Source organism: Klebsiella sp. TF21-TM (assembly GCF_019753495.1).
Taxonomy (GTDB): domain Bacteria; phylum Pseudomonadota; class Gammaproteobacteria; order Enterobacterales; family Enterobacteriaceae; genus Klebsiella; species Klebsiella quasipneumoniae.
Genome location: NZ_JAIJYL010000002.1, coordinates 126,569 through 151,099, shown reverse-complemented (window position 1 = coordinate 151,099; position 24,531 = coordinate 126,569). Strand labels below are relative to the sequence as shown.

Here is a 24,531-nt window from a genome sequence, read left to right as displayed (position 1 = left end):
TGCGTTTTCGGAATTTTCAGGTAATTTTACAATCCAATGTGGCTGAATAATCTATTTTTAATCAAGCAGATATCAGCCTGTGTTGATTTACCCTGCTGATATTACGTGTTTCAGAGCCTGAAGACTTACCTGCTCATCAAAAAGATGTTAAAATTGACCAATATCAATTAAGGCCTGAGCAGACATATGATCCCTGAGAAGCGAATTATTCGACGCATTCAGTCTGGCGGTTGTGCTATCCATTGTCAGGATTGCAGTATCAGCCAGCTCTGCATCCCCTTTACTCTGAACGAGCATGAGCTTGATCAGCTGGATAATATTATCGAGCGGAAAAAGCCCATCCAGAAAGGTCAAACCTTGTTCAAAGCGGGTGATGAGCTGAAATCGTTGTACGCCATTCGCTCCGGGACTATTAAAAGCTACACCATCACCGAGCAAGGCGATGAGCAGATTACCGGCTTCCATCTGGCGGGCGATCTGGTGGGCTTCGACGCCATCGGCACCGGCCTGCACCCGAGCTTCGCCCAGGCGCTGGAAACCTCAATGGTGTGCGAGATCCCCTTTGAAACCCTCGACGATCTTTCCGGAAAAATGCCGAATCTGCGTCAGCAGATGATGCGCCTGATGAGCGGTGAGATCAAAGGCGACCAGGATATGATCCTGCTGCTTTCCAAAAAGAACGCCGAAGAGCGCCTGGCCGCGTTTATCTATAACCTGTCCCGCCGTTTCGCGCAGCGCGGTTTCTCTCCCCGCGAGTTCCGACTGACCATGACCCGCGGCGACATTGGCAACTATCTCGGCCTCACCGTCGAAACCATCAGCCGGCTGCTGGGGCGTTTCCAGAAGAGCGGCATGCTGGCGGTGAAAGGCAAATACATCACCATTGAAAACGGCGACCTGCTGGCCCAGCTGGCCGGTCAGGCGCGCAACGTCGCTTAATCTCCGCGCAACACCTGGTCAGGATCGGCATTTTTTTCAGATTTGTTGATCTGACCAGGCTCCTCCCCTGTTTCAATTCATCCATATAGGTTATCTTTTTAATAACTGACGGTAGCTGCAGTTGTAAGGAGACCCTGTATGGCGAAGTATCAGAGCATGCTGGTAGTAATCGATCCTAACCAGGACGACCAGCCGGCGCTAAGGCGAGCGGTGTACCTGCACCAACGGATTGGTGGACGCATCAAAGCCTTTTTGCCGATCTATGATTTTTCCTATGAAATGACCACCCTGCTGTCGCCGGACGAACGGACGGCGATGCGTCAGGGCGTCATTGCCCAACGAACGGCCTGGATCCGCGAGCAGGCGAAATTCTATCTTGAATCCGGTGTGCCGATTGACGTGAAAGTGGTGTGGCACAACCGCCCCTTCGAAGCCATTATTCAGGAAGTGATCAGTGAGAAACACGACCTGCTGCTGAAGATGGCCCACCAGCACGACAAGCTGGAAGCGGTGATCTTCACCCCGACCGACTGGCATCTGCTGCGTAAGTGCCCCTGCCCGGTCTGGATGGTGAAAGATCAGCCGTGGCCGGAAGGCGGTAAAGCGCTGGTCGCCGTCAATCTGGCCAGCGAAGAGAATTATCACAACACCCTCAACGAGAAGCTGGTTCGCGAGACGCTGTCGCTGGCGGAAGAAGTCAACCACACTGAAGTGCACCTTATCGGCGCCTATCCGGTCACCCCGATCAATATCGCGATTGAGCTGCCGGATTTCGATCCCAGCGTCTACAACGACGCCATTCGCGGTCAGCATCTGCTGGCGATGAAAGCGCTGCGGCAGAAGTTTGGCATTGACGAGAAATTCACCCATGTGGAAAAAGGGTTGCCTGAGGAGGTGATCCCGGATCTCGCCGAGCATCTGCAGGCGGGGATCGTGGTGCTGGGTACGGTCGGACGCACCGGCCTCTCCGCGGCGTTCCTTGGCAATACCGCGGAGCAGGTCGTCGACCACCTGCGCTGCGATCTGCTGGTGCTTAAACCAGAGGCCTATCAGACGCCGGTGGAACTGGACGACGACGACGACGATTAACCTTCCCTCCCGGAACGTTCACCTTCCCCCGCCTCGCGGGGGATTTTTTTGCCCGCTTTCCCTCAGGCACAAAAAAGGGCCGCTTGCGGCCCCGTCATTGCATGGCGATCATGAACGACTCAGTGGATACCCAGACGCCAGGCCAGATCGATCTCTTCTTTCAGCTCCAGCGAGGAGAGCGCCATCAGGTCAGCAAACTCCAGCTCCAGCAGTTTAAGTTTTTTCAGATACTGCGCTGGGGTCATGACGGTGGTGTCGCGGCGTAAGAATTCGATGGCCATCTGCGTTGGGGTTAACTCGGTATCCATAATATCCTCTGTCTGATGTAAGAACCGGAACATTATATCACCTCTCTCCGCTTATTTTATGAACAATTCCTGGCATCCTTCTGCATATAAAAAAGCCGTCTCACAGGAGACGGCTTATAAACAAACGTTGTAAAACAATAATGTTACATTACAGCGCTTTCAGGATCGCATCGACGCTGGCTTTGGCATCGCCAAACAGCATATGGGTGTTCTCTTTAAAGAACAGCGGGTTCTGTACGCCGGCGTAACCGGTGTTCATCGAACGCTTAAAGACCACCACGTTCTGCGCTTTCCACACCTCAAGCACCGGCATACCAGCAATCGGGCTCTTCGGATCGTCCTGCGCCGCCGGGTTGACGGTATCGTTAGCGCCAATGACCAGCACGGTGTCGGTGTCGCTGAAATCATCGTTGATCTCATCCATCTCCAGCACGATGTCGTAAGGCACCTTGGCCTCCGCCAGCAGGACGTTCATATGCCCCGGCAGACGGCCGGCGACCGGGTGAATGCCAAAGCGCACCTTAATGCCGCGCGCCCGCAGCTTCTCGGTGATCTCGGCCACCGGATACTGCGCCTGGGCCACCGCCATACCATAGCCCGGGGTGATGATGACCGAGTGCGAATTTTTCAGCATCTCCGCCGTCTCTTCGGCGCTAATTTCGCGGTGCTCGCCCACGTCTTCATCGCCGCCGCTGGAGGAACCATCGGTGCCGAAGCCTCCGGCGATCACGCTGATAAAGGAGCGGTTCATCGCCTTACACATAATGTAAGAGAGGATGGCGCCGGAAGAGCCCACCAGCGCGCCGGTGACGATCAGCAGGTCATTGCTCAGCATAAAGCCCGCCGCCGCCGCCGCCCAGCCCGAGTAGGAGTTGAGCATAGAGACTACCACCGGCATGTCCGCGCCGCCGATAGAGGCCACCAGATGCCAGCCGAAGGCCAGCGCGATCGCGGTCATCACCAGCAGGCACAGGACCTGGGTGCCGGTGCTGTCGGAGCGCACGAAAATCACCATCAGTACGAAGGAGACCACCAGCGCCGCCAGGTTCAGCTTATGGCGATTAGGCAGCATCAGCGGTTTGGAGGAGATCTTGCCGCGCAGTTTACCAAACGCCACCACCGAACCGGTGAAGGTCACCGCGCCGATGAAGATGCCGAGGAACACTTCGGTCAAATGGATATTGACCAGAATCTGCTCCATACCGGTTTCATGCTGCAGGTAGCTGTTAAACCCTACCAGCACCGCCGCCAGGCCCACGAAGCTGTGCAGGATGGCCACCAGCTCCGGCATCTCGGTCATTTCGACCTTCTTCGCCAGACGAATACCGATGGCCCCGCCGATCACCATCGCGAGGATAATCCAGCCGACGTTGCCGGCGTCCGGCCCCAGAATGGTGGCGATCAGAGCGATGGCCATCCCGGCGATGCCGAAATAGTTGCCCTGCTGCGAGGTTTCGTGTTTCGACAGACCCGCCAGGCTGAAAATAAACAGGATTGCAGCAACAATGTATGCAGCTGTAACTAATCCACCAGACATGTGCTACCCCTTATCCTTTGCGAAACATTTTCAGCATGCGCTGAGTCACGGTAAAACCACCGAAAATATTAATGCTGGCGATCAGTACCGCGATAAAGCTCAGGAAGCTGACCCAGCCGCCGTGGCCTATCTGCAACAATGCGCCAACCACGATAATGCCCGAAATGGCGTTCGTCACCGACATCAGCGGCGTATGCAGGGCATGGGAGACATTCCATACCACGTAGTAACCCACCACGCAGGCCAGCGCGAAGACGGTGAAATGGCCGAGGAACTCTTTTGGCGCCACGTTGGCCAGCCAGCCGAAGAGGATAATCGCCAGCGCAATCAGCGCATATTTGCGCCACGGCGACGCCGGTTTGACCTCTTCTTTCGGCGCTTCCACTTTTTTCGCCGCGGCCTGCGGCTGAGCGGAGACCTGAATCGGCGGCGCCGGCCAGGTGATTTCGCCTTCGCGCACCACGGTCACGCCGCGCACCACCACGTCATCGAAATCGATAACGATATTGCCGTCTTTCTCTTTGCACAGCAGCTTCAGCAGGTTCACCAGGTTAGTGCCGTAGAGCTGGGAGGACTGGGTCGGCAGACGGCCTGGGAGGTCGGTATAACCGATAATTTTCACGCCGTTGGCGGTGGTCACCACTTCGCCCGGCACGGTGTACTCGCAGTTGCCGCCGTTTTGCGAGGCGAGATCGACCACCACGCTGCCCGACTTCATTGAGTCAACCATTTCCCGGGTGATCAGCTTCGGCGCCGGTTTGCCAGGTATTAACGCCGTGGTGACGATAATATCGACCTCTTTCGCCTGGGCGGCGAACAGCGCCATTTCGGCTTTGATAAAGGCCTCGGACATCACCTTGGCATAGCCGTCGCCGCTGCCCGCTTCCTCTTTAAAATCCAGCTCGAGGAACTCGGCGCCCATACTCTGCACCTGCTCCTTCACTTCCGGGCGGGTATCGAAGGCGCGGACAATCGCGCCCAGGCTGTTGGCGGCGCCAATCGCCGCCAGTCCAGCTACCCCGGCGCCGATAACCATCACCTTGGCAGGCGGAACTTTGCCTGCCGCCGTGATCTGCCCGGTAAAGAAACGACCGAATTCATGGGCCGCTTCAACGATAGCGCGGTACCCGGCGATATTGGCCATTGAGCTGAGCGCATCCAGCGACTGGGCGCGTGAGATACGCGGCACCGAATCCATCGCCATCACGTTGATATTACGGGCCGCCAGTTTTTCCATCAGCTGCGGGTTTTGCGCCGGCCAGATAAAGCTAATCAGCGTGGTTCCTGGGTTTAACAGGGCAATTTCATCGTCATTCGGGGCATTGACCTTGAGGATGACATCAGACTGCCACACCTCGTCGCCGGTCACGATTTCAGCCCCTGCCTGGGCAAAGGCCTCATCGTCAAAGCTGGCCAGCTTCCCGGCGCCGCTTTCTACCGCGACGCTAAAGCCGAGTTTGAGCAACTGCTCAACGGTCTTCGGCGTGGCGGCGGCCCGGGTCTCCTGGGCTAGCCTTTCTTGTGGTACACCAATACGCATAGTTTTCCCTTCCATCGGTTTTTGATGATGGTTTACTTTTCTGACCAACAGCGACAGGACGGCAAAATCATCCTCGCCATCTTTCGCTGTCTGCAAAATGAAACAGTAACAAACTTTTTATAACCTACTGAAAATAGCGATTGTGATCTACAGCGATAAAACAGAAATTTTGATTTTATTGCTTATTGTCAGCACAGATGGTTCCGGGCAGCAATATTTACCTGAATTTGCCTCTCAGGCCTGATAATCCGCTTATCCAGTGGTATAAAACGCCATTTATCGCCATTGAGATCATTGTATTAACATTACATTAACTAATAAAAGTGGTATCGATTATCGTTTTTGCTGGTCAAGCGGCTGTTTTTTCAACATATCGAAAAATGTTATCTTTCCGTAGTATACGATTCGGGCGGCACGCAAAAAATGACGCAGACAGTCACGGCGATTAAATGCAATAATCAAACGTTTTCAGTCAACAACAACACCAGTATATGGTTTGCGCAAGGCAAAGGATTATTTTTATGAAGCTTAAAAACACCCTCCTGGCGTCTGCTCTCCTGACAACCGCCACGTTGTCTGCCCACGCAGCGACCGAGTTGACCCCGGAGCAGGCGGCTGCGCTGAAGCCCTACGATCGCGTTGTCGTCACCGGCCGCTTTAATGCCATTGGCGACGCGGTGCAAGCGGTATCGCGCAAAGCTGACAAAGACGGCGCGGCCTCATTCTATGTTGTCGACACGTCGGATTACGGCAATGGCGGCAACTGGCGCGTCACGGCTGACCTCTATAAAGACGACGCGCCGAAAGCGGATGCGCCGAAAAATCGCATCATCAATGGCGTGATGGAGCTGCCGAAAGATCAGGCCGTTGAGCTGATGCCTTACGACACCGTCACCGTCCAGGGCTTCTATCGCAGCCAGCCGGAAGTGAACGACGCCATCACCAAAGCGGCGAAAGCGAAAGGCGCCTATGCGTTCTTCATCGTCCGCCAGGTCGACGCCAACCAGGGCGGCAATCAGCGCATTACCGCCTATATCTACAAAAAAGATGCGGAAAAACGCGTTCTGCAGAGCCCGGACGCTATCCCGGCTGATTCTGAAGCCGGCCGCGCGGCGCTGGCCAAAGGCGGCGAAGCGGCGAAAAACGTCGAAATCCCGGGCGTCGCCACCACCGCGGCGGTTGGCTCCGGCACCGGCGTAGGTCGTTTCTTCGAGACCCAGTCGTCAAAAGGCGGACGTTACACTGTCACGCTGCCGGACGGCACCAAAGTTGAAGAAGTGAACAAAGTGACTGCGGCGCAAATGGTGCCGTTCGATAACATCAAGTTCACCGGCAACTACGGCAACATGACCGAGATCTCCTATCAGACGGCAAAACGCGCGGCGAAGAAAGGGGCGAAGTACTATCACATTACCCGCCAGTGGCAGGAACGCGGCGGCAACATCACCATCAGCGCCGATTTGTACAAATAATCGCTGCTGACTGGCTAAAAAGGCGGCGCATTGCCGCCTTTTCATTTTTTTTCATCCCCCGCCATTGCATGGCCCCCGGACACTCCGTAAAATCCCGCGCCTTAGCGCAATCCTCCATTTTTATGCGATTTCGCAAAATAAATATTCTGGAACAGCCATTTTCACCTCGGGAATGCAATGGAAAAGAAACTGGGCCTGAGCGCCCTGACCGCCCTGGTCCTCAGCTCAATGCTCGGCGCTGGCGTATTCAGTTTGCCGCAAAATATGGCGGCCGTGGCCAGCCCTTCCGCTCTGCTCATCGGCTGGGCGATTACCGGCGTCGGGATCCTGTTCCTCGCCTTCGCGATGCTGCTGTTGACCCGTATTCGTCCCGACCTCGACGGCGGGATCTTCACCTACGCCCGCGAAGGGTTCGGCGAGCTGATCGGCTTCTGTTCCGCCTGGGGCTACTGGCTGTGCGCGGTGATCGCCAATGTCTCCTATCTGGTGATCGTCTTTTCGGCGCTCAGTTTCTTCACCGATACCCCTGAGCTGCGCCTGTTTGGCGATGGCAACACCTGGCAGTCTATCGTTGGCGCTTCAGTTCTGCTGTGGGTGGTCCACTTCCTGGTCCTGCGTGGCGTGCAGACGGCGGCGGGGATTAACCTGGTCGCCACCCTCGCCAAGCTGTTGCCGCTGGGGGCGTTTGTCGCCCTCGCCGCCCTGGCCTTTCAGCTGGATACGTTCCGCCTCGATTTCAGCGGCCTGGCGCTGGGCGTACCGGTGTGGGAGCAGGTTAAAAACACGATGCTGATCACTCTGTGGGTGTTTATCGGCGTCGAGGGCGCGGTGGTGGTCTCCGCCCGCGCGCGACACAAGCGGGACGTTGGCCGCGCGACGCTGCTGGCGGTGCTTTCGGCCCTCGCGGTGTATCTGCTGGTCACCCTGCTGTCGCTGGGCGTGGTGCCGCGTAGCGAACTGGCCGAAATGCGCAACCCGTCGATGGCGGGACTGATGGTCAGACTGATGGGCTCGTGGGGTGAAATTGTGATTGCCGCCGGGCTTATCGTGTCGGTGTGTGGCGCCTATCTCAGCTGGACGATCATGGCTGCCGAAGTGCCTTACCTCGCCGCCACTCACAAAGCCTTCCCGCGCCTGTTCGCCCGCCAGAACCGCAACAACGCCCCCTCCGCTTCGCTGTGGCTGACCAATATCAGCGTTCAGGCGTCGCTGGTCCTCATCTGGCTGACCGGTTCGGACTACGGCACCCTGCTGACCATCGCCTCAGAGATGATCCTCGTGCCCTATCTGCTGGTCGGCGCCTTTTTGCTCAAAATCGCCACCCGTCCGCTGCATAAAGCGGTGGGTATCGGCGCCTGCATTTATGGCTTATGGTTATTATACGCGTCGGGACCTGTGCATTTGCTGTTGTCGGTGGTACTTTACGCTCCGGGTCTTCTGGTCTTTTTGTACGCCCGACGTACGCACCAGCACGATCGTTCGCTCAAACGCCGCGAATTGGCGCTAATTGGTTTATTGCTGGTTGCCGCTGTGCCGGCAACGTGGATGCTGGTGGGGTAAGCGGTCGCCCTGCCGCAGAAATCAAAGGAGATACCCATGGCTGAACAACAGCCCCGCCCGGTTCTGATCACAGGAGGAGGCCGCCGCATCGGCCTCGCGCTAGCGCACCATTTTCTGCAGCAACACCAGCCGGTGATCGTCAGCTATCGCACGCCCTATCCGGCGATCGAAGACCTGCGCGAAGCGGGCGCCCTCTGTCTGCAGGCCGACTTCAGCAGCGATGACGGCATTCTGACCTTTGCCGAAGCGGTTAAATCGCATACCAGCGGCCTGCGGGCCATCATCCACAACGCCAGTGACTGGATGGCGGAGAAGCCGGGCGTACCGCTCAGCACGGTGATCAACCGCATGATGCAGATCCACGTCCATGCCCCCTATCTGCTCAACCACGCGCTGGAGGAGCTCCTGCGCGGCCACGGCCATGCCGCCAGCGACATTATCCATATCACCGATTACGTGGTGGAGCGCGGGAGCGATAAACATATCGCCTACGCCGCCAGCAAGGCCGCGCTGGACAACATGACCCGCTCCTTTGCCCGCAAGCTGGCCCCGGAGATCAAAGTCAACGCCATTGCGCCGTCGCTGATCATCTTCAATGAAGGTGACGACGAGGCTTATCGTCAGCAGGCGCTGGATAAGTCGCTGATGAAAATCGCCCCGGGCGAGAAAGAGATCAGCGACCTTATCGACTATCTGTTTACCAGCCGCTACGTGACGGGCCGGTCATTCGCCGTCGACGGCGGTCGCCCTCTGCGTTAGTGGAAGCGGCTCCAGCCAACAATCAACAGCCACGCGCACAGCCCCCAGCACCCCACTGCGCCTGCCAGCGCCAACGGCAGGCGCATGATCCCGGTGAAGTACCACAGCGACAGCAGATAGATAAAATAGGGAACGATCGACCACATACCGAACACGATAGTGGTGCGCAGGGCTTCAATACCGCGCTCGCTGGCGACAATATAGTGGGCGATGAGCGCAAAGGTGGGAAACAGCGGAACAAGTCCGGCGATGGCGTAGTTTTTGGTTTTCGCCAGCACGCCAATCAGCACCACCACCAGCGCGCCCAGCAGCCCTTTGATTAACAGCCCCATGTCCTTATGCCTTAACAATGAATCAACAAGTTAGCGCAGCATAGCGGAATTAGCGCTGTTTATAAAAGAGGAATGGCGGGTAAAATAGGCGCGGTGTATGTTACTTCTTTTACTGATGTGCAATAGACATGAATAAAATCGTTTTTGTTGAGGATGACCCTGAGGTAGGGGCGCTGATCGCCGCCTATCTCGGCAAGCATGATATGGATGTGGTGGTCGAGCCTCGCGGCGACCGCGCAGAGGACGTGATCGCGCGGGAGAAACCGGACCTCGTGCTCCTGGACATTATGCTGCCCGGCAAGGACGGAATGACCCTCTGTCGCGATTTGCGTGGGCAATGGCAAGGGCCGATTGTTCTGCTGACCTCGCTCGACAGCGATATGAACCATATCCTCTCCCTGGAGATGGGCGCCAGCGATTATATCCTGAAGACCACACCGCCGGCGGTGCTGCTGGCGCGACTGCGTCTGCATTTGCGCCAGCATATCGCCCCGGCGGGTACAGGCGCGCCTTCGACGCTGACCCCGCACAAGACCATCTCCTTTGGCTCACTGACCATTGACCCGGTCAACCGCCAGGTGCTGCTCGGCGGAGAAAGCGTCGCCCTGTCCACCGCCGATTTCGACCTGCTGTGGGAGCTGGCCACCCACGCCGGGCAGATTATGGACCGCGACGCCTTGCTGAAAAATTTACGCGGCGTCACCTACGACGGGATGGATCGCAGCGTTGACGTCGCTATCTCGCGCCTGCGCAAAAAACTGCTCGATAACGCCACCGAACCCTACCGGATTAAGACGGTACGCAACAAAGGCTACCTCTTCGCCCCCCACGCCTGGGATAACTGAGCGGTCCGTCTGCGGCCCTGAAAGGGGCCCGTTTCAGCGCCTGTTCCCCGGCGGTAAGCGCATCACATTTTTTCCGCCGCCTTCGCGCTGGCTGACCGCCGCCCATTTGTCATATTGAGTAAATCAATATGTTTCGCCGTACAGAAGCCCATCACATAACCCCTCAATATGATTGTGCTCAAGGACTTACCGTTATCAGAATGGCATAAAGCCTGAAAACACAGGACTTTTGCATGATGAAATACGTTGTACTTTTGGCACTTACCCTCTTCACGTCACTCTCTGGCTGGGCTTTTTCCCTCGACAACGCCGATATCCGGCTCCTCTGTCCACAGCGCGGGCAAATTAAGGTGCTCCTCCACCGCTATCAACATACCCAGCAATCCTGGGGAGATCACCATTTCGAAACCGGTGGCGGATACGTGCGCCAGGGGCCGCTGCTGGTGATCCCGTTTGCTAACCTTGATCAGATGATTTACCACCAGACCACCGGCGAATTTGCTTACTGGTATGCCGAAGCAAAACAGCTGGTGCGCTGTCGACTGCTGAGCCTGGCCACCCTCTATCCGGTGGATATCCCCTACTATCGCGAGTAGCGCTCAGCGGCGCGCAGATGACACTGGAGACAATCCTTGCCTAATGCAGAGGTAAGCTCGCAATAAGTGACACTGTCACATTTTTTACAACTTAGCTCCCCCCCGGCTGGCTATTGTCAGGGGGCATAAACCCTGCTTTGATAGCGTATCGGTTACTCCCGCGCGGGCCTCGGCTTGCCCCGGTAAACCCGAGACGTTTCCGCCTCGCCGGGCAGATGGTCCCGAGGCGCCGGCAGGTTTCTCTTTTTGACTATGCGGTAATGTAATGAAAAAGCTGTTCGTGCAGTTCTACCTTCTGCTCTTCGTCTGCTTTCTGGTGATGACCATGCTGGTGGGCCTGGTCTATAAATTTACCGCTGAACGCGCCGGCCGGCAGTCGCTTGACGATCTGATGAAAAGCTCACTGTATCTGATGCGCAGCGAGCTGCGGGAAATTCCGCCTCGCGACTGGAGCAAAACGCTGAAAGAACTGGACCTAAATCTGTCGTTCGACCTGCACATCGAGCCGATGAGCAAATTCAAATTGTCGGAAAGCTCGATGCAGCACCTGCGCGCCGGGGATATCGTCGCGCTCGACGACCAGTACACCTTTATCCAGCGCATCCCCCGCAGCCACTATGTGTTATCCGTGGGCCCGGTGCCCTATCTCTATTTTCTGCATGAAATGCGTCTCCTGGACGTAGCGCTGATGGCGTTTATCGCTATCTCGCTGGCCTTCCCGGTGTTTATCTGGATGCGTCCGCACTGGCAGGACATGCTGCGCATTGAGACCGCCGCCCAGCGCTTTGGCGAAGGCCACCTCAGTGAGCGTATTCATTTTGACAGCATGTCCAGCTTTGAGCGGCTCGGGGTGGCCTTCAACCAGATGGCCGACAACATTAACGCCCTCATTGCCAGTAAAAAGCAGCTGATTGACGGCATCGCCCATGAGCTCAGGACGCCGCTGGTGCGCCTGCGCTACCGTCTGGAGATGAGCGAAAACCTCACCGAGGCGGAATCGCAGGCGCTGAACCGCGATATCGGCCAGCTGGAGGCGCTCATAGAAGAGCTCCTGACCTACGCCCGTCTCGACCGCCCGCAGACGGAGCTCAGCCTGACCACCCCCGATTTCCCCGCCTGGATCAGCGACCACGTCGAGGATATCCAGATGGTCAACCCGCAGCGCGAAGTCGGCCTGGCGACGCTGACCCGCGGCAACTATGGCGCGCTGGATATGCGGTTGATGGAGCGGGTGCTGGATAATCTGGTGAACAACGCCCTGCGCTACAGCGGTCAGCGGGTGGCGGTCAGCCTGACCCTGCAGGGTTCCCGCGCGTCGTTGCAGGTCGACGATGACGGCCCGGGCATTGCCCCCGAGGAGCGCGAGCGGGTGTTCGAACCTTTTGTTCGTCTTGACCCCAGCCGCGATCGGGCGACCGGAGGCTGCGGCCTCGGCCTGGCCATTGTCCACAGTATCGCCCAGGCGATGGGGGGCGACGTTCGCTGCGAGGCCAGTCCACTCGGCGGCGCCCGCTTCTGCTTTAGCTGGCCGGTCTATCATCAGTTGCCCGATTTTACCCCTGCCTGAATAAAACTTGCGCAGAGGCCGCGGGCTGGCTATGCTGGAAAAATCGAATAGCATGTTGTAACTAAGGTGAAGGCGATGGCCAGCTACGACCTCGTTGAACGTCTGAATGATACCTTTCGCCAGATCGAGCTGGAGCTGCAGGCGCTGCGCCAGGCGTTAGCCACCTGCCGGCTGCTGGCGGGCCGGGTGTTTGAGCTGCCGGCGATCAGTAAAGATGCCGAGCATGACCCGCTGGCGAACATTACGGTCGTCCAGCACACCGGCGAGGCGGCGCTGGATCTCGCCCTGCGCCACTACGGCCATCTGTTTATCCAGCAGCAGTCGGAAACCCGCAGCAGCAAAGCCGCCGTCCGCCTGCCGGGCGCTATCTGTCTCCAGGTCACCGCCGCGGAACAGCAGGCGCTGCTGGCGCGCATTCAGCAGATTAACGCCCTGAAGGCCACCTTCGAGAAAATCGTCACTGTCGACGCTGGCCTGCCCCCCACCGCCCGCTTTGAGTGGGTGCATCGCCATCTGCCTGGGTTAATTACCCTCAGCGCCTATCGCACGCTAACGCCCCTTCTCGACCCGAGCACTATCCGCTTCGGCTGGGCCAATAAGCACGTAATCAAAAATCTGACCCGCGACCAGGTGTTGATGATGCTGGAAAAAAGCCTGCAATCGCCGCGGGCGGTGCCGCCCTGGACCCGCGAGCAGTGGCAGAGCAAACTGGAAAGGGAGTATCAGGATATCGCCGCCCTGCCGCAGCGGGCGCGGCTGAAAATCAAACGGCCGGTGAAAGTGCAGCCGATTGCCCGCGTCTGGTATGCCAGCGAGCAGAAACAGGTGCAGTACGCCTGCCCCAGCCCGCTGATCGCCCTGATGTCCGGTAGCCAGGGGGTCAGCGTGCCGGATATTGGCGAATTGCTCAACTACGATGCCGACAACGTGCAATACCGCTACAAACCGGAGGCGCAGGCGCTGAGATTACTGATCCCTCGTCTGCACCTCTGGCTGGCTAGCGAGTAGCCAGGCTGCCGACCATCTGTTCCGGGCGCACCCAGCTATCGAATTCGGCTTCCGTCAGGTAGCCCAGCGCCAGCGCCGAAGCCTTCAGGGTCAGCCCCTCATGGTGCGCTTTTTTGGCGATCTCCGCCGCTTTATCATAGCCGATATGGGTATTCAGCGCGGTCACCAGCATCAGCGACTCGTTGAGCAGCTGGGTGATCCGCTCACGATTCGGCTCAATGCCCACCGCACAGTGCTCGTTAAAGCTCGTCATGCCGTCCGCCAGCAGACGCACCGACTGCAGGAAGTTGTGAATGACCATCGGCCGATAGACGTTGAGCTCAAAGTTACCCGAGGCGCCGCCGATATTCACCGCCACGTCGTTACCCATCACCTGGCAGCAGACCATGGTCAGGGCCTCGCACTGCGTCGGGTTGACCTTACCGGGCATAATCGATGACCCAGGCTCGTTTTCCGGGATGGCGATTTCGCCAATCCCGCAGCGCGGCCCGGAGGCCAGCCAGCGGACATCGTTAGCGATTTTCATCAGCGAGGCCGCCAGACCTTTCAGCGCGCCGTGGGCATGGACCAGGGCATCGACGGTGGCCAGCGCTTCGAATTTATTCGGCGCGGTGACAAACGGCTGTCCGCTGAGCGAGGCCAGCTCGGCCGCCACCCGCACGGCATATTCCGGATGCGTATTCAGCCCGGTCCCCACCGCCGTCCCGCCCAGCGCCAGCTCGGCAAGGTGCGGCTGGCTGGCTTCAAGATGCTTCAGGCTATGGTCCAGCATCGCCACCCAGCCGGAGATTTCCTGGCCTAAGGTGAGCGGCGTGGCGTCCTGCAAATGGGTGCGACCGATCTTCACGATATCCCTGAAGGCCACCGCTTTTTCGTTGAGCGTGGCCCGCAGCGCCTGCAGCGACGGGAGCAATTTTTCCCGCAGGGCGACCAGCGCCGCGACGTGCATGGCGGTGGGGAACACATCGTTCGAGCTCTGGCTTTTATTGACATCGTCATTGGGGTGGATTTTTCGCGCCATCCCCCGCTCACCGCCGAGCAGTTCACTGGCGCGGTTAGCCAGCACCTCGTTCATATTCATATTGCTCTGGGTGCCGGAACCGGTCTGCCAGATAGCCAGCGGGAACTCCTGGGGGTGTTTTCCGGCCAGTACTTCGTCAGCGGCGGCGACGATCGCCCCGGCTTTCTCCGCCGTCAGCAGGCCAAGATCCTGATTGACCTTCGCCGCCGCCCGCTTGGTCAGCGCGAGAGCATATATCAGTTCCCCGGGCATTTTTTCGGTCGAGATGCGGAAATGCTCCAGCGAACGCTGGGTCTGGGCGCCCCAGAGTTTATCGGCCGGGACGTCGATGGCGCCCATCGAGTCTTTTTCACTGCGATGCGTTGTCATTACTTTCTCCTTGGATGAAAAGTGCGTCATAGCGACAAAGCTCACCTGCTTAAAAGAGTAAGTATTGGCCAGATTGATAAGTTGTTTTGGTGGTTCGTGCCGCAAAGCGGCATAAAAAAGCCGCCCCGAAGGGCGGCCCGGACGGCTGACAACGTGCCATCTTCAGCGATTGCCCGGCGGCGCTGCGGTTGCGCGGGCCGACAGGGAATGGCAAAACCGGTTGATAGTGCTGTTTTCGTAGGCCGGGTAAGGCGAAAGCCGTCACCCGGCAGAAGGCGCGCACGATAACGAAAACAGGTTTGTCATCGGCCAGAGCCGCCCCGAAGGGCGGCCAGGTTTATTTCACGCAGCGGGCGCACTGCGACGTCTGGATCTGCTGGAAGAAGTCGTTGCCTTTATCATCGACGAGAATAAACGCCGGGAAGTCTTCCACTTCGATTTTCCAGATCGCCTCCATCCCCAGCTCCGGATACGCCACGCACTCCAGGCTGCGGATGCTCTGCTGAGCCAGTACCGCCGCCGGGCCGCCGATGCTGCCGAGGTAGAAACCGCCGTGCTTGTGGCAGGCGTCGGTGACCTGCTGGCTGCGGTTGCCTTTCGCCAGCATGATATTACTCGCGCCGTGGGACTGCAGCAGATCGACGTAAGAGTCCATGCGGCCTGCGGTAGTCGGGCCGAGGGAGCCGGAGGCGTAACCGTCCGGCGTCTTGGCCGGGCCGGCGTAGTAGATCGGGTGATCTTTCACGTACTGCGGCAGTTCCTCGCCATTATCGATAAGCTCTTTCAGCTTGGCGTGGGCGATGTCGCGGGCGACGATAATGGTGCCGCTCAGCGACAGACGGGTGGAGACCGGGTACTGCGACAGCAGCGCCAGGATCTCGCTCATCGGCTGGTTAAGGTTCACCTTCACCGCTTCGCCTTCGCCGGCCTGGCGCAAATGCTCAGGGATATATTTCCCCGGATTGCTCTCCAGCTTCTCGATCCAGATGCCGTCGCGGTTGATTTTGGCTTTGATGTTGCGGTCGGCGGAACAGGAAACCCCCATCCCTACCGGACAGGAGGCGCCGTGGCGCGGCAGGCGGATCACCCGGATATCGTGGGCGAAGTATTTGCCGCCGAACTGCGCGCCGAGGCCGAGATTTTGCGCCTCCACCAGCAGCTCCTGCTCCAGCTGAATGTCGCGGAACGCCTGGCCATGCTCATTACCTTCGGTCGGCAGACCGTCGTAGTATTTGGTGGACGCCAGCTTGACGGTCTTCAGCGTCGCTTCCGCCGAGGTACCGCCGATGACAAAGGCGATGTGGTACGGCGGGCAGGCAGCGGTACCAAGGGTACGCATCTTCTCCACCAGATAGTTTTTCAGCTTCGCCGGGGTGATCAGCGCTTTGGTTTCCTGGTAGAGATAGGTTTTGTTCGCCGAGCCGCCGCCTTTGGCGATACAGAGGAATTTGTACTCATCGCCATCGGTAGCATAGAGGTCGATCTGCGCCGGCAGGTTGGTGCCGGTGTTGACCTCTTTATACATATCCAGCGGGGCGTTCTGCGAATAGCGCAGGTTGTCCTGGATGTAGGTGTTGTATACCCCCTGCGCCAGCGCGGCTTCGTCGCCGCCGCCGGTCCAGACGCGCTGGCCTTTTTTACCCATGATGATGGCGGTGCCGGTGTCCTGGCAGGTAGGCAGAATGCCTTTGGCGGCGATATCGGAGTTGCGCAGGAACTGCAGGGCGACGTATTTGTCGTTTTCGCTGGCTTCCGGGTCGTTAAGGATATCCGCTACCTGCTGCTGATGGGCCGGGCGAAGCATAAAGGAGGCGTCGTGGAAGGCATGTTGCGCCAGAAGGGTCAGCGCCTGAGGGTCAACTTTTAGCACTTCCTGGCCGGCAAATTCGGCGACGGAGACGTAATCACTGCTGAGGAGATAATACTCGGTGTCATCCTTTTTGAGGGGAAAAGGATCCTGGTAAACAAACGGTTTATTCGACATTGTACTCTCACTTACTGCTTTGGCTGATTATGTTTCAGGCAGGGACTCCATGTGCCTGTAGAAAAGCGAGTCGATCAATTTTACACAAATTTTTAACAAAAACTGAGACAGGGACGACTTTTTCTTTCAGCAGTTGCTTCTCCAGCGTTTGCTGGTTTAATAGGGCGATAAATTTTACTTTGATTGAAACAGGGATTGAGAATGCAAAAGCTGATTAACGCCGTGCAGAACTATGCATGGGGAAGCCACACCGCCTTAACTGAACTGTATGGCATCGCCAACCCGGACAACCTGCCGATGGCAGAGCTGTGGATGGGGGCGCATCCGAAGAGCAGCTCGCAGATCCTGGCGGCAGACGGCCAGCCGCGTTCGCTGCGCGAAGTGATTGATGCGGACAAAGCCGCCCTGCTCGGCGACAAAGTGGCGCAACGCTTCGGTGAATTGCCGTTCCTGTTTAAAGTGCTGTGCGCCGCGCAGCCCCTCTCCATTCAGGTCCATCCTAACAAGCAGGCCTCCGAAGAGGGTTTCGCTCGCGAGAACGCCGCCGGCATCCCCCTCTCCGCCGCCGAACGTAACTACAAAGATCCGAACCACAAGCCGGAGCTGGTCTTCGCCCTGACCCCGTTCCTGGCGATGAACGCGTTTCGCGAGTTCAGCGAGATTGTCAGCCTGCTGCAGCCGGTGGCTAACGCGCACCCGGCGATCGGCGCCTTCCTGCAGCAGCCGGACGCGGCTCGCCTGAGCCAGCTGTTTGCCAGCCTGCTGAATATGCAGGGCGAGGAAAAAGCGCAGGCGCTGCAGGCGCTGCGCGAGGTGCTGGACCGCGAACAGGGCGAACCGTGGCAGACCATCCGCCTGATCGCCGAATTTTATCCCGACGACAGCGGCCTTTTCTCCCCGCTGCTACTGAACGTGGTGAAGCTGAATCCGGGCGAAGCGATGTTCCTGTTTGCCGAAACGCCGCACGCGTATCTGCAGGGGGTGGCGCTGGAGGTGATGGCCAACTCGGATAACGTGCTGCGCGCCGGCCTGACGCCGAAGTACATTGATATCCCTGAGCTGGTGGCCAACGTCAAGTTCGAGGCCAAACCGGCGGGTGAGCTGCTGACCCAGCCGCAGCGGCACGGCGCGGAGCTGGACTTCCCGATCCCGGTGGAAGATTTTGCCTTCTCGCTGCACGATCTCTCCGCCGAGGCCAGCGATCTGGCCCAAGCGAGCGCGGCGATCGTTTTCTGCGTCGACGGCGAAGCCCTGCTGCGCAAAGGCGACCAGAGCCTGACCCTCAAGCCGGGCGAATCGGCCTTTGTGGCCGCCAATGAATCGCCGGTGCAGGTCAGCGGCCATGGCCGCGTGGCGCGCGTGTTCAATAAGCTCCAGTAAACGACAGACCTTTCAGGTCGCGCTTACTGATTATGACAACTCAGCCAGGCGGTCTCTCCGCCTGGCTTCATTTATGGACAAATGCTATGAAAAAATCGCTGGTCGCAGCAGGAATCATCGTGGCGCTGGGCGTGGTATGGACAGGCGGCGCCTGGTACACCGGCAAACAGCTGGAAGGCCGGATTGCCGATATGGTGCAGCAGGCTAACGCGCAGTTACGCAGCAGCGCGCCGGAGTCAGGTCTGGAGCTGAGCTATCAGGACTACCAGCGCGGGCTGTTCAGCAGCCATCTGCAGCTGGTGGTGAAGCCGATCGCCGGTCAGGCTAACGGCTGGCTGGCCGCCGGGCAGAGCGTGGTGCTTGACGAAGTGGTCGATCACGGCCCCTTCCCGCTGGCCTCGTTAAAAACCTTTAATCTGGCCCCGGCGATGGCCTCGGTCCACACTACGCTGGTGAAAAACGACGCCAGCCAGGCGCTGTTCGAAATAGCCAAAGGCAATACCCCCTTTACCGTCGATACGCGCATCGCCTACAGCGGCGACAGCCAGTCGGCGATCGTCCTCAATGCCCTCGACTACGCCAAAGGGGATGAGAAAGTCACCTTCAGCGGCGGCGAGTTCCAGCTCGACGCCGACCGCGACGGCAAAAACATCAGCCTGAAGGGCCAGGCCGGCAGCGGCCAGATCGATGCTCTCAACGAATATAACCAGAAGGTGCAGCTGCGCTTCGTCAACCTGACCACCGACGGCGCCACCGAGCTGGCCAGCTTCAACGAGCGTATCGGCCAGCAAAAAATGACCCTCGATAAACTGGCCATCAGCGTCGAAGGCAAAGAGCTGGCGCTGGTTGAAGGCATGGCGCTGGACGGCGGCTCCACGCTGACCAAGGACGGCAAAGGCGTGAACAGCCAGGTGAACTACACCGTCAACAGCCTGAAGCTGCAGGGTCAGGATATGGGTAGCGGCAAACTGACGCTGAAAGTGGATAACGTCGACGGTCAGGCGTGGCACCAGTTCAGCCAGCAGTACAGCGCGCAGTCTCAGGCGCTGCTGGCGAAACCAGAGCTGGCGCAGAACCCGGAGCTGTACCAGCAGGCGCTTACCGAAACCCTGTTTAATGCGCTGCCGATCCTGCTTAAGGGCAATCCGTCGGTGACTATCTCACCGCTGAGCTGGCGCAATGCCAAAGGCGAAAGCAGCCTCAACCTCTCGGTGCTGCTGAAAGATCCGGCCCAGGTGACCGCCCCGCCGCAGACCCTGGCGGACAGCCTGGATCGCGTGGTGCAGTCCCTTGACGGCAAAGTGGTGATCCCGGTGGATATGGCGACGGAGTTTATGACTAAGATCGCCGGTCTGGAAGGCTACCAGCCAGCCGACGCCGCCAAACTCGCCGATCAGCAGGTCAAAGGCCTGGCGGCGATGGGCCAGATGTTCCGCATCACCACCATGGAAGATAACGCCATCAGCAGCAGCCTGCAGTACGCGAACGGCCAGGTGACGCTGAACGGCCAGAAAATGCCGCTGGCGGATTTTGCCGCGATGTTTGGTCTCGAAGCGCCTTCGTTACCGGACAGCGCGCCGCAGGAGGGCCAGCCGCAGCAGGATGACGCCGCGCCTCAGCAGGACGACGCCGCCCCGCAGCCGTAACTTATCGGCTCAGGAGACGGCCACCGCGCGCCGTCTCCGTCATTTTCTCGTCACCAGCCGCGGGGGCATGATCTGATTTCGCGTCTCGCCCGCGCCCTCCTCCAGCCGCCGCAGCATCGACTCCGCCAGCGTTTTTCCCATCTCGCGCGCCGGGGTGGTGACCCAGGTGAGCGGCAGGTCGTCAAGCGCGGCCTCAGGCACATCGGCGAACGCCACCAGCGCCACCCGCTGCTCGAAGTAGCTGTCGACGCCATCTTCCCCGCTCTGCCTTCCGGCGCGCTGCAGCAAGCGCTGATCGCCGGGCAGAAGGTGGCGATTATGCCGGGATATACCTATGGTCCCGAAGGCAATGGCTTTCTGCGCCTCAATGTCGGCTGTCCACGCGAGAAGCTGGAGCGCGGTGTCGCAGGGCTGATAGCCGCCCTGCGCAGCCTTATCTGATGCGCCGGCAAAGTGAATTATCTGGTTGTCAAACCCTATCCTGCCTGCCAGATGGCTGGCAGGATGATCGAGGCTTTTCCCCTGGCGCAGGCAAACCCTGTAGCGGCCATGAATGACTCTCGCGCCCGGCTGATGTCGGCATTATTAAAATAATTTTGATATTCCTCAAAACTTTTTTAGGCAGGAAGCAGTATTAATTTGGCCGCTTAATCATTGCTTACACTGGTTTATTGAGGAGGAGAGCATGAAAACCTATGACCGTAATCGTAACGCTATTGCCACCGGCAGTATGGTCATGATCGCCGGTAACGGTACGACGGGCGTGATTAAAGCGATCCATGGCGAGGGGAAAACCGCCGAGCAGCTGCGTCGGGCGGACTGCGTGGAAATCGACGGCTGCGAGGGCCGCTTCTGTCCGTTAGATCTGATCCGTCTCGGTTTCCATTAATCCCTGCTGCCAGGGCAACATGAGCAGGCCACCCAGGGTGGCCTCTCTTTACCGGCCTGTTACAGGCGCTTAGCGAAAGCTCCACTGAATACTCATCACAAAGATCGCCGGGAGAATAATCCCGCCCTCGACGCCGAAATAATCGGTAAAGTTATACTGCAGACCATGATAGATATAGGGCGAAAAACCGACGCCGGTGATTTTTTTGGCGGTGCGGTAGGTGCCTGAGTCACCGCAGTGGCTGAAAGCGTCAAAGAAAAATTCTCCGGTATAGGCATACACCCCTTTCAGCAGCCAGCCGGTGTCGTTTTTCAGCCAGTCGCGGCGCACGCCGAGGGTCAGACAGCGATCGTCGAAGCTGTTTTTCATGGTGCCGACCAGCGCGCTGTATTTTGAATCCGCTGAAAACTTGCGCTCCACCGAGAAAAAGTTGTTGTTGAAATGCTCGTTATATTGTCCGTGGTTGCCGGTCATGTGATAAACATAGGAGCCGGTATTCATCGAATAGAGATTTAATTCCCCGGCCTGCGCCGACGGCATGGCAACCAACAGCAGCCCGGATAACACAACCCATAATTTATTCAACATTCAGTAACCTACGCCACACCCGTAAAAAAAGAACCCGGCATACTATCACCGCTAAGCTAAACCAAAGGGCAATCAGATAAACCGGCGCTCGTCGCGGCAGGCAAACATGACGCTATATGCACTATAGCAGTCGCCCTCTCGCCTGGTGAGCGCCAGCGGCTATACTGCAGACACATTCATCTCATCGATTAAGGACTGCTGTGTTAGCCACTCTCCTCGTTGCGCTGGTCGCTATTATTCATCTCGCCATCCTGGTGCTGGAGATGTTTTTCTGGGAAGCGCCCGCCGGGCGCCGGGCCTTTAACCTCAGCGCCGATTTCGCCCGGGAAACCCGGGTGCTGGCGGCCAACCAGGGGTTGTATAACGGTTTCCTGGCCGCCGGCCTGGCGTGGGGGCTGTGGCTGGGGGAGTCCGGCGAGCCGGTGGTGATCTTTTTCCTCGCCTGCGTGCTGGCCGCCGGGGTATTCGGCGCGCTGACCGCCAGCCGCAAAATTCTCTATATTCAGGCGCTGCCCGCGCTGCTGGCGCTGCTGGCGGTGCTGACGCAGGGGTAGGGCCTTGATCTAAAACAGAGAAAGCTGGCGGTAAGGCGGATACTATGTGCCCCCTTCGGTCGGTCATCGACCTTTAATACCTTCTGAGTTCAGAGGCATTTTTATGACATGGCAATCCTTCAAACAGGCCTGGCTTATCCGGTTCTGGTCCCCCGTCCCGGCGGTCATCGCCGCGGGCATTCTCTCAACCTACTATTTTGGCATCACCGGCACCTTCTGGGCGGTGACCGGCGAATTTACCCGCTGGGGTGGCCAGCTGCTGCAGCTGCTGGGGGTCCACAGCGAACAGTGGGGCTATTATCAGCTGATCCATCTCGACGGGACGCCGCTTACCCGCATCGACGGCAGGATGATCATCGGCATGTTCGGCGGCTGCCTGGCGGCGGCGCTGTGGGCCAATAACGTCAAATTGCGCTTGCCACGCAGCCGGATCCGCATTGTGCAGGCCGTAGCCGGGGGTATCATCGCCGGGTTCGGCGCGCGGCTGGCGATGGGCTGCAATCTGGCGGCCTTTTTCACCGGCATTCCGCAGTTCTCCCTGCACGCCTGGCTGTTTGCCATCGCCACCGCCATCGGCTCCTGGTTTGGCGCTCGCTTCACCCTGCTGCCTCTTTTTCGCATACCGGTAAAAATGCAAAAGGTATCCGCTGCTTCGCCGTTAACCCAAAAACCGCAGCAGGCGCGCCGCCGTTTCCGCCTGGGCATGGTGATCTTTTTCGCCATGATCGGCTGGGGCCTGCTCACCGCCGCAGACCACCCTGCGCTCGGCCTGGCGATGCTGTTCGGCATCGGCTTCGGTCTGCTTATCGAGCGCGCGCAGATCTGCTTCACCTCCGCCTTTCGCGATATGTGGATCACCGGCCGGACGGTGATGGCGAAGGCGATAATCTTCGGCATGGCGGCGAGCGCCATCGGCATCTTCAGCTATGTGCAACTGGGGATGGCGCCGAAAATCATGTGGGCCGGTCCCAACGCGGCGATTGGCGGGTTGCTGTTTGGCTTTGGCATCGTGCTGGCCGGCGGCTGTGAAACCGGCTGGATGTACCGGGCGGTGGAAGGCCAGGTTCACTACTGGTGGGTGGGGCTGGGCAACGTTATCGGCTCCACGCTGCTCGCCTGGTGCTGGGACGATATCGCTGCCCCGCTCGCCACCCACTGGCAAAAGGTCAACCTGCTGAACGCTTTTGGTCCCTTCGGCGGACTGCTGGCGACCTATCTGCTGCTGCTGATCGCCCTGCTGCTGGTGATCGCCTGGGAGAGACATTTTTTCCGCCGCCAGTCGGCAGCGGTCCGGACCGTGAAGGAGAGCGCATGAAGAACATCATCCCTGATTATCGCCTGGACATGGTCGGCGAGCCCTGCCCCTATCCGGCGGTCGCCACCCTGGAGGCGATGCCCTCCCTGCAAAAAGGCGAGATCCTCGAAGTGATTAGCGACTGTCCGCAGTCGATCAATAACATTCCGCTTGATGCCAGGAACCATGGCTATACGGTGCTGGATATTCAGCAGGATGGCCCGACCATTCGCTATCTGATCCAGAAGTAACCCCGTTTCCCCGCCGGCGACCTTCATCGCCGGCATGGGTTTCCCCGTCTCCCGTCAAGCCATTTCCTCACCACCAGAGGGGCCGTGCAGGCAAACGATTGCAATACATTGTAACACTTGAAACGATGTTCCAGTTATCCAATAACCATTAATATAACGCGCCTATATTATTAAAATACGAATAAGTAACTTCGTGAATGGTTTCTGCCGCTACCGGCCAAAGCCGCGCACCGCAACACAATAAGGATAGAAATGGAACTGCTGGCCAGGCTGGGTCATTTTTTTGAGCAAGTGCGTTCAGATGCCGATTTTGCCACCTTCGCCAGTGAACTGCGTCGGCATCAGGTCTCGTGTTATATCTACTTTGTCTCTACCGGCAATATGAATTTTGTGATGGCCAACGACGAGGTGATCACGATAAAAAGCGCCCGCGGCCTGCTGCGCGTGCGCAGCGCCCCCAGCCATCGGCTGACCTCGGCCGCGGTCATCCGCCATTTTGCCGGCGCCATCAACTTTGAACAGTACTGCAGGGATCTCGCCAGCGCCGGGGTGTTTAAGTGGAGCGTCGACCTGGACGAGGAGACTCGCCACTACTGGTCGAAGGAAAACAGGCTGCTGTATAAAGAGAGCCTGATTCCCCCCTGAGCGGGTCCCAGGGGGAAGCCTGGCCTGAGGGGCCAGCCCTTAATCGCGGGTCTGCACCCAGAAGGCGTGGATCAGGCCTGGAATATAGCCCAGCAGGGTCAGAATAATGTTGAGAATAAACGCCCAACCGAAACCTTTCCCCAGCAGTACCCCCAGCGGCGGCAGAATGATAGTAAAAACGATTCTCCAGAATCCCATAAGCTCTCCCTTCATCTAACGGCAACATTTTACTAAGTTATTCAATAGTTAAGCATAGACGCTTTTCACCGCTTCGCCAGCAGGCGGCCCCCTCATCTCCGGTAACAAAAATTATTCCCTGCCGTCACGGATAAAAAAGCCCGCCAAAACATCCACTTTT

Annotated in this window: 24 protein-coding genes and 2 pseudogenes; 17 read left to right on the top strand and 9 right to left on the bottom strand. The window is 58.4% G+C overall.

Features of this window, described 5'->3' with window-relative positions; all coding sequences use genetic code 11:
* Nucleotides 1–186 precede the first annotated feature (186 nt).
* Both fnr and uspE read left to right on the top strand, forming a co-directional pair.
* Nucleotides 187–939 (top strand): fumarate/nitrate reduction transcriptional regulator Fnr, encoded by a 753-nt coding sequence (fnr, locus tag K5R89_RS02615; protein ID WP_004887031.1) that lies wholly within the window; start codon nt 187–189, stop codon nt 937–939.
* 138 nt (nt 940–1,077) lie between these two features.
* Nucleotides 1,078–2,028: a universal stress protein UspE gene (gene uspE, locus K5R89_RS02610; RefSeq protein ID WP_004887033.1), complete on the top strand. Its 951-nt coding sequence runs from the start codon at nt 1,078–1,080 to the stop codon at nt 2,026–2,028.
* A 119-nt stretch (nt 2,029–2,147) separates the two neighbouring features.
* Here the strand turns inward: uspE and K5R89_RS02605 are convergent, their stop codons facing one another.
* The 3 genes from K5R89_RS02605 to pntA form a co-directional block, all read right to left on the bottom strand.
* Nucleotides 2,148–2,336 carry a YdiH family protein gene (locus K5R89_RS02605; RefSeq protein ID WP_004887037.1) on the bottom strand — a complete coding sequence of 63 codons (189 nt, stop codon included), beginning with the start codon at nt 2,334–2,336 and terminating at the stop codon, nt 2,148–2,150.
* A 148-nt stretch (nt 2,337–2,484) separates the two neighbouring features.
* The gene (gene pntB, locus K5R89_RS02600) at nt 2,485–3,873 is read right to left on the bottom strand and encodes a Re/Si-specific NAD(P)(+) transhydrogenase subunit beta (protein WP_217219767.1); all 1,389 of its coding nucleotides are present in this window, start codon (nt 3,871–3,873) and stop codon (nt 2,485–2,487) included.
* 10 nt (nt 3,874–3,883) lie between these two features.
* Nucleotides 3,884–5,413, bottom strand: a complete 1,530-nt coding sequence (gene pntA, locus K5R89_RS02595; RefSeq protein ID WP_048297428.1) for a Re/Si-specific NAD(P)(+) transhydrogenase subunit alpha — start codon at nt 5,411–5,413, stop codon at nt 3,884–3,886.
* Nucleotides 5,414–5,934: 521 nt separating this feature from the next.
* On the opposite strand from pntA, the gene ydgH reads away from it, so the two are divergent.
* The 3 genes from ydgH (at nt 5,935) to folM (ending at nt 9,204) form a co-directional block, all read left to right on the top strand.
* Nucleotides 5,935–6,885, top strand: coding sequence for a DUF1471 family protein YdgH (gene ydgH, locus K5R89_RS02585; RefSeq protein WP_004887044.1), 951 nt, complete (start codon nt 5,935–5,937; stop codon nt 6,883–6,885).
* 177 nt (nt 6,886–7,062) lie between these two features.
* A complete protein-coding gene (locus K5R89_RS02580; RefSeq protein ID WP_044522700.1) occupies nt 7,063–8,445 on the top strand; it encodes an amino acid permease in 1,383 nt (460 codons plus the stop codon).
* A gap of 36 nt (nt 8,446–8,481) precedes the next feature.
* Entirely contained in the window at nt 8,482–9,204 is a 723-nt protein-coding gene (gene folM / locus K5R89_RS02575; protein WP_048334905.1) for a dihydromonapterin reductase, read from the top strand.
* On the opposite strand, the gene K5R89_RS02570 is transcribed toward folM, so the two are convergent.
* A complete protein-coding gene (locus K5R89_RS02570; protein ID WP_023289501.1) occupies nt 9,201–9,536 on the bottom strand; it encodes a GlpM family protein in 336 nt (111 codons plus the stop codon). The genes folM and K5R89_RS02570 overlap by 4 nt on opposite strands.
* A gap of 128 nt (nt 9,537–9,664) precedes the next feature.
* On the opposite strand from K5R89_RS02570, the gene rstA reads away from it, so the two are divergent.
* The 4 genes from rstA to tus all read left to right on the top strand — a co-directional run bounded on the left by rstA (nt 9,665) and on the right by tus (nt 13,552).
* Nucleotides 9,665–10,381, top strand: a complete 717-nt coding sequence (gene rstA / locus K5R89_RS02565; RefSeq protein WP_217219765.1) for a two-component system response regulator RstA — start codon at nt 9,665–9,667, stop codon at nt 10,379–10,381.
* Between the two features lie 233 nt (nt 10,382–10,614).
* Nucleotides 10,615–10,977, top strand: coding sequence for a hypothetical protein (locus K5R89_RS02560; RefSeq protein WP_023289499.1), 363 nt, complete (start codon nt 10,615–10,617; stop codon nt 10,975–10,977).
* Between the two features lie 265 nt (nt 10,978–11,242).
* Nucleotides 11,243–12,544 carry a two-component system sensor histidine kinase RstB gene (gene rstB, locus K5R89_RS02555; protein WP_072421730.1) on the top strand — a complete coding sequence of 434 codons (1,302 nt, stop codon included), beginning with the start codon at nt 11,243–11,245 and terminating at the stop codon, nt 12,542–12,544.
* 75 nt (nt 12,545–12,619) lie between these two features.
* Complete coding sequence (gene tus / locus K5R89_RS02550; RefSeq protein WP_065812462.1) at nt 12,620–13,552, top strand: DNA replication terminus site-binding protein; 933 nt, start codon at nt 12,620–12,622, stop codon at nt 13,550–13,552.
* Here tus and fumC read toward each other — a convergent pair.
* Nucleotides 13,542–14,942 carry a class II fumarate hydratase gene (gene fumC / locus K5R89_RS02545; protein WP_032452692.1) on the bottom strand — a complete coding sequence of 467 codons (1,401 nt, stop codon included), beginning with the start codon at nt 14,940–14,942 and terminating at the stop codon, nt 13,542–13,544. The two genes, tus and fumC, sit on opposite strands and share 11 nt — an antisense overlap.
* A 337-nt stretch (nt 14,943–15,279) precedes the next feature.
* A complete protein-coding gene (fumA, locus tag K5R89_RS02540; RefSeq protein ID WP_217259178.1) occupies nt 15,280–16,926 on the bottom strand; it encodes a class I fumarate hydratase FumA in 1,647 nt (548 codons plus the stop codon).
* 201 nt (nt 16,927–17,127) lie between these two features.
* On the opposite strand from fumA, the gene manA reads away from it, so the two are divergent.
* Together manA and K5R89_RS02530 are read left to right on the top strand one after the other, a co-directional pair.
* A complete protein-coding gene (manA, locus tag K5R89_RS02535; RefSeq protein WP_023289494.1) occupies nt 17,128–18,306 on the top strand; it encodes a mannose-6-phosphate isomerase in 1,179 nt (392 codons plus the stop codon).
* Between the two features lie 86 nt (nt 18,307–18,392).
* Complete coding sequence (locus K5R89_RS02530; protein ID WP_217219762.1) at nt 18,393–19,952, top strand: YdgA family protein; 1,560 nt, start codon at nt 18,393–18,395, stop codon at nt 19,950–19,952.
* Between the two features lie 39 nt (nt 19,953–19,991).
* On the opposite strand, the pseudogene K5R89_RS02525 reads toward K5R89_RS02530, so the two are convergent.
* Nucleotides 19,992–20,231: pseudogene (locus tag K5R89_RS02525) on the bottom strand (substrate-binding domain-containing protein); the annotation flags it as partial.
* Here K5R89_RS02525 and K5R89_RS02520 point away from each other — a divergent pair.
* Nucleotides 20,229–20,393 (top strand): annotated as a pseudogene (locus K5R89_RS02520) (transcriptional regulator); the annotation flags it as partial. The pseudogenes K5R89_RS02525 and K5R89_RS02520 overlap by 3 nt on opposite strands.
* A 244-nt stretch (nt 20,394–20,637) precedes the next feature.
* On the top strand, nt 20,638–20,841 hold the full coding sequence (gene ydfZ / locus K5R89_RS02515; protein ID WP_004151566.1) for a putative selenium delivery protein YdfZ: 204 nt from the start codon (nt 20,638–20,640) through the stop codon (nt 20,839–20,841).
* 69 nt (nt 20,842–20,910) lie between these two features.
* Here the strand turns inward: ydfZ and K5R89_RS02510 are convergent, their stop codons facing one another.
* Complete coding sequence (locus K5R89_RS02510; protein WP_162823501.1) at nt 20,911–21,390, bottom strand: hypothetical protein; 480 nt, start codon at nt 21,388–21,390, stop codon at nt 20,911–20,913.
* Between the two features lie 239 nt (nt 21,391–21,629).
* Here K5R89_RS02510 and K5R89_RS02505 point away from each other — a divergent pair, with 239 nt between their 5' ends.
* The 4 genes from K5R89_RS02505 to K5R89_RS02490 all read left to right on the top strand — a co-directional run bounded on the left by K5R89_RS02505 (nt 21,630) and on the right by K5R89_RS02490 (nt 24,173).
* The gene (locus K5R89_RS02505) at nt 21,630–21,983 is read left to right on the top strand and encodes a DUF1304 domain-containing protein (RefSeq protein ID WP_112201607.1); all 354 of its coding nucleotides are present in this window, start codon (nt 21,630–21,632) and stop codon (nt 21,981–21,983) included.
* Nucleotides 21,984–22,086: 103 nt separating this feature from the next.
* A complete protein-coding gene (gene yedE, locus K5R89_RS02500) occupies nt 22,087–23,298 on the top strand; it encodes a selenium metabolism membrane protein YedE/FdhT (protein ID WP_048294706.1) in 1,212 nt (403 codons plus the stop codon).
* On the top strand, nt 23,295–23,528 hold the full coding sequence (yedF, locus tag K5R89_RS02495) for a sulfurtransferase-like selenium metabolism protein YedF (RefSeq protein WP_004204092.1): 234 nt from the start codon (nt 23,295–23,297) through the stop codon (nt 23,526–23,528). The genes yedE and yedF overlap by 4 nt, the downstream gene beginning before the upstream one ends.
* Before the next feature lie 252 nt (nt 23,529–23,780).
* On the top strand, nt 23,781–24,173 hold the full coding sequence (locus K5R89_RS02490; protein ID WP_023289488.1) for a DUF1398 domain-containing protein: 393 nt from the start codon (nt 23,781–23,783) through the stop codon (nt 24,171–24,173).
* Nucleotides 24,174–24,212: 39 nt separating this feature from the next.
* Here K5R89_RS02490 and K5R89_RS02485 read toward each other — a convergent pair whose 3' ends face one another.
* Nucleotides 24,213–24,371 carry a YqaE/Pmp3 family membrane protein gene (locus K5R89_RS02485; protein ID WP_002903230.1) on the bottom strand — a complete coding sequence of 53 codons (159 nt, stop codon included), beginning with the start codon at nt 24,369–24,371 and terminating at the stop codon, nt 24,213–24,215.
* Nucleotides 24,372–24,531 lie beyond the last annotated feature (160 nt).

Bases quoted from the DNA above. Each gene is read 5' to 3' on its own strand.
- fnr (WP_004887031.1), top strand. From the start codon at position 187: ATGATCCCTGAGAAGCGAATTATTCGACGCATTCAGTCTGGCGGTTGT.
- uspE (WP_004887033.1), top strand. From the start codon at position 1,078: ATGGCGAAGTATCAGAGCATGCTGGTAGTAATCGATCCTAACCAGGAC.
- K5R89_RS02605 (WP_004887037.1), bottom strand. From the start codon at position 2,336: ATGGATACCGAGTTAACCCCAACGCAGATGGCCATCGAATTCTTACGC.
- pntB (WP_217219767.1), bottom strand. From the start codon at position 3,873: ATGTCTGGTGGATTAGTTACAGCTGCATACATTGTTGCTGCAATCCTG.
- pntA (WP_048297428.1), bottom strand. From the start codon at position 5,413: ATGCGTATTGGTGTACCACAAGAAAGGCTAGCCCAGGAGACCCGGGCC.
- ydgH (WP_004887044.1), top strand. From the start codon at position 5,935: ATGAAGCTTAAAAACACCCTCCTGGCGTCTGCTCTCCTGACAACCGCC.
- K5R89_RS02580 (WP_044522700.1), top strand. From the start codon at position 7,063: ATGGAAAAGAAACTGGGCCTGAGCGCCCTGACCGCCCTGGTCCTCAGC.
- folM (WP_048334905.1), top strand. From the start codon at position 8,482: ATGGCTGAACAACAGCCCCGCCCGGTTCTGATCACAGGAGGAGGCCGC.
- K5R89_RS02570 (WP_023289501.1), bottom strand. From the start codon at position 9,536: ATGGGGCTGTTAATCAAAGGGCTGCTGGGCGCGCTGGTGGTGGTGCTG.
- rstA (WP_217219765.1), top strand. From the start codon at position 9,665: ATGAATAAAATCGTTTTTGTTGAGGATGACCCTGAGGTAGGGGCGCTG.
- K5R89_RS02560 (WP_023289499.1), top strand. From the start codon at position 10,615: ATGATGAAATACGTTGTACTTTTGGCACTTACCCTCTTCACGTCACTC.
- rstB (WP_072421730.1), top strand. From the start codon at position 11,243: ATGAAAAAGCTGTTCGTGCAGTTCTACCTTCTGCTCTTCGTCTGCTTT.
- tus (WP_065812462.1), top strand. From the start codon at position 12,620: ATGGCCAGCTACGACCTCGTTGAACGTCTGAATGATACCTTTCGCCAG.
- fumC (WP_032452692.1), bottom strand. From the start codon at position 14,942: ATGACAACGCATCGCAGTGAAAAAGACTCGATGGGCGCCATCGACGTC.
- fumA (WP_217259178.1), bottom strand. From the start codon at position 16,926: ATGTCGAATAAACCGTTTGTTTACCAGGATCCTTTTCCCCTCAAAAAG.
- manA (WP_023289494.1), top strand. From the start codon at position 17,128: ATGCAAAAGCTGATTAACGCCGTGCAGAACTATGCATGGGGAAGCCAC.
- K5R89_RS02530 (WP_217219762.1), top strand. From the start codon at position 18,393: ATGAAAAAATCGCTGGTCGCAGCAGGAATCATCGTGGCGCTGGGCGTG.
- ydfZ (WP_004151566.1), top strand. From the start codon at position 20,638: ATGAAAACCTATGACCGTAATCGTAACGCTATTGCCACCGGCAGTATG.
- yedE (WP_048294706.1), top strand. From the start codon at position 22,087: ATGACATGGCAATCCTTCAAACAGGCCTGGCTTATCCGGTTCTGGTCC.
- yedF (WP_004204092.1), top strand. From the start codon at position 23,295: ATGAAGAACATCATCCCTGATTATCGCCTGGACATGGTCGGCGAGCCC.
- K5R89_RS02490 (WP_023289488.1), top strand. From the start codon at position 23,781: ATGGAACTGCTGGCCAGGCTGGGTCATTTTTTTGAGCAAGTGCGTTCA.
- K5R89_RS02485 (WP_002903230.1), bottom strand. From the start codon at position 24,371: ATGGGATTCTGGAGAATCGTTTTTACTATCATTCTGCCGCCGCTGGGG.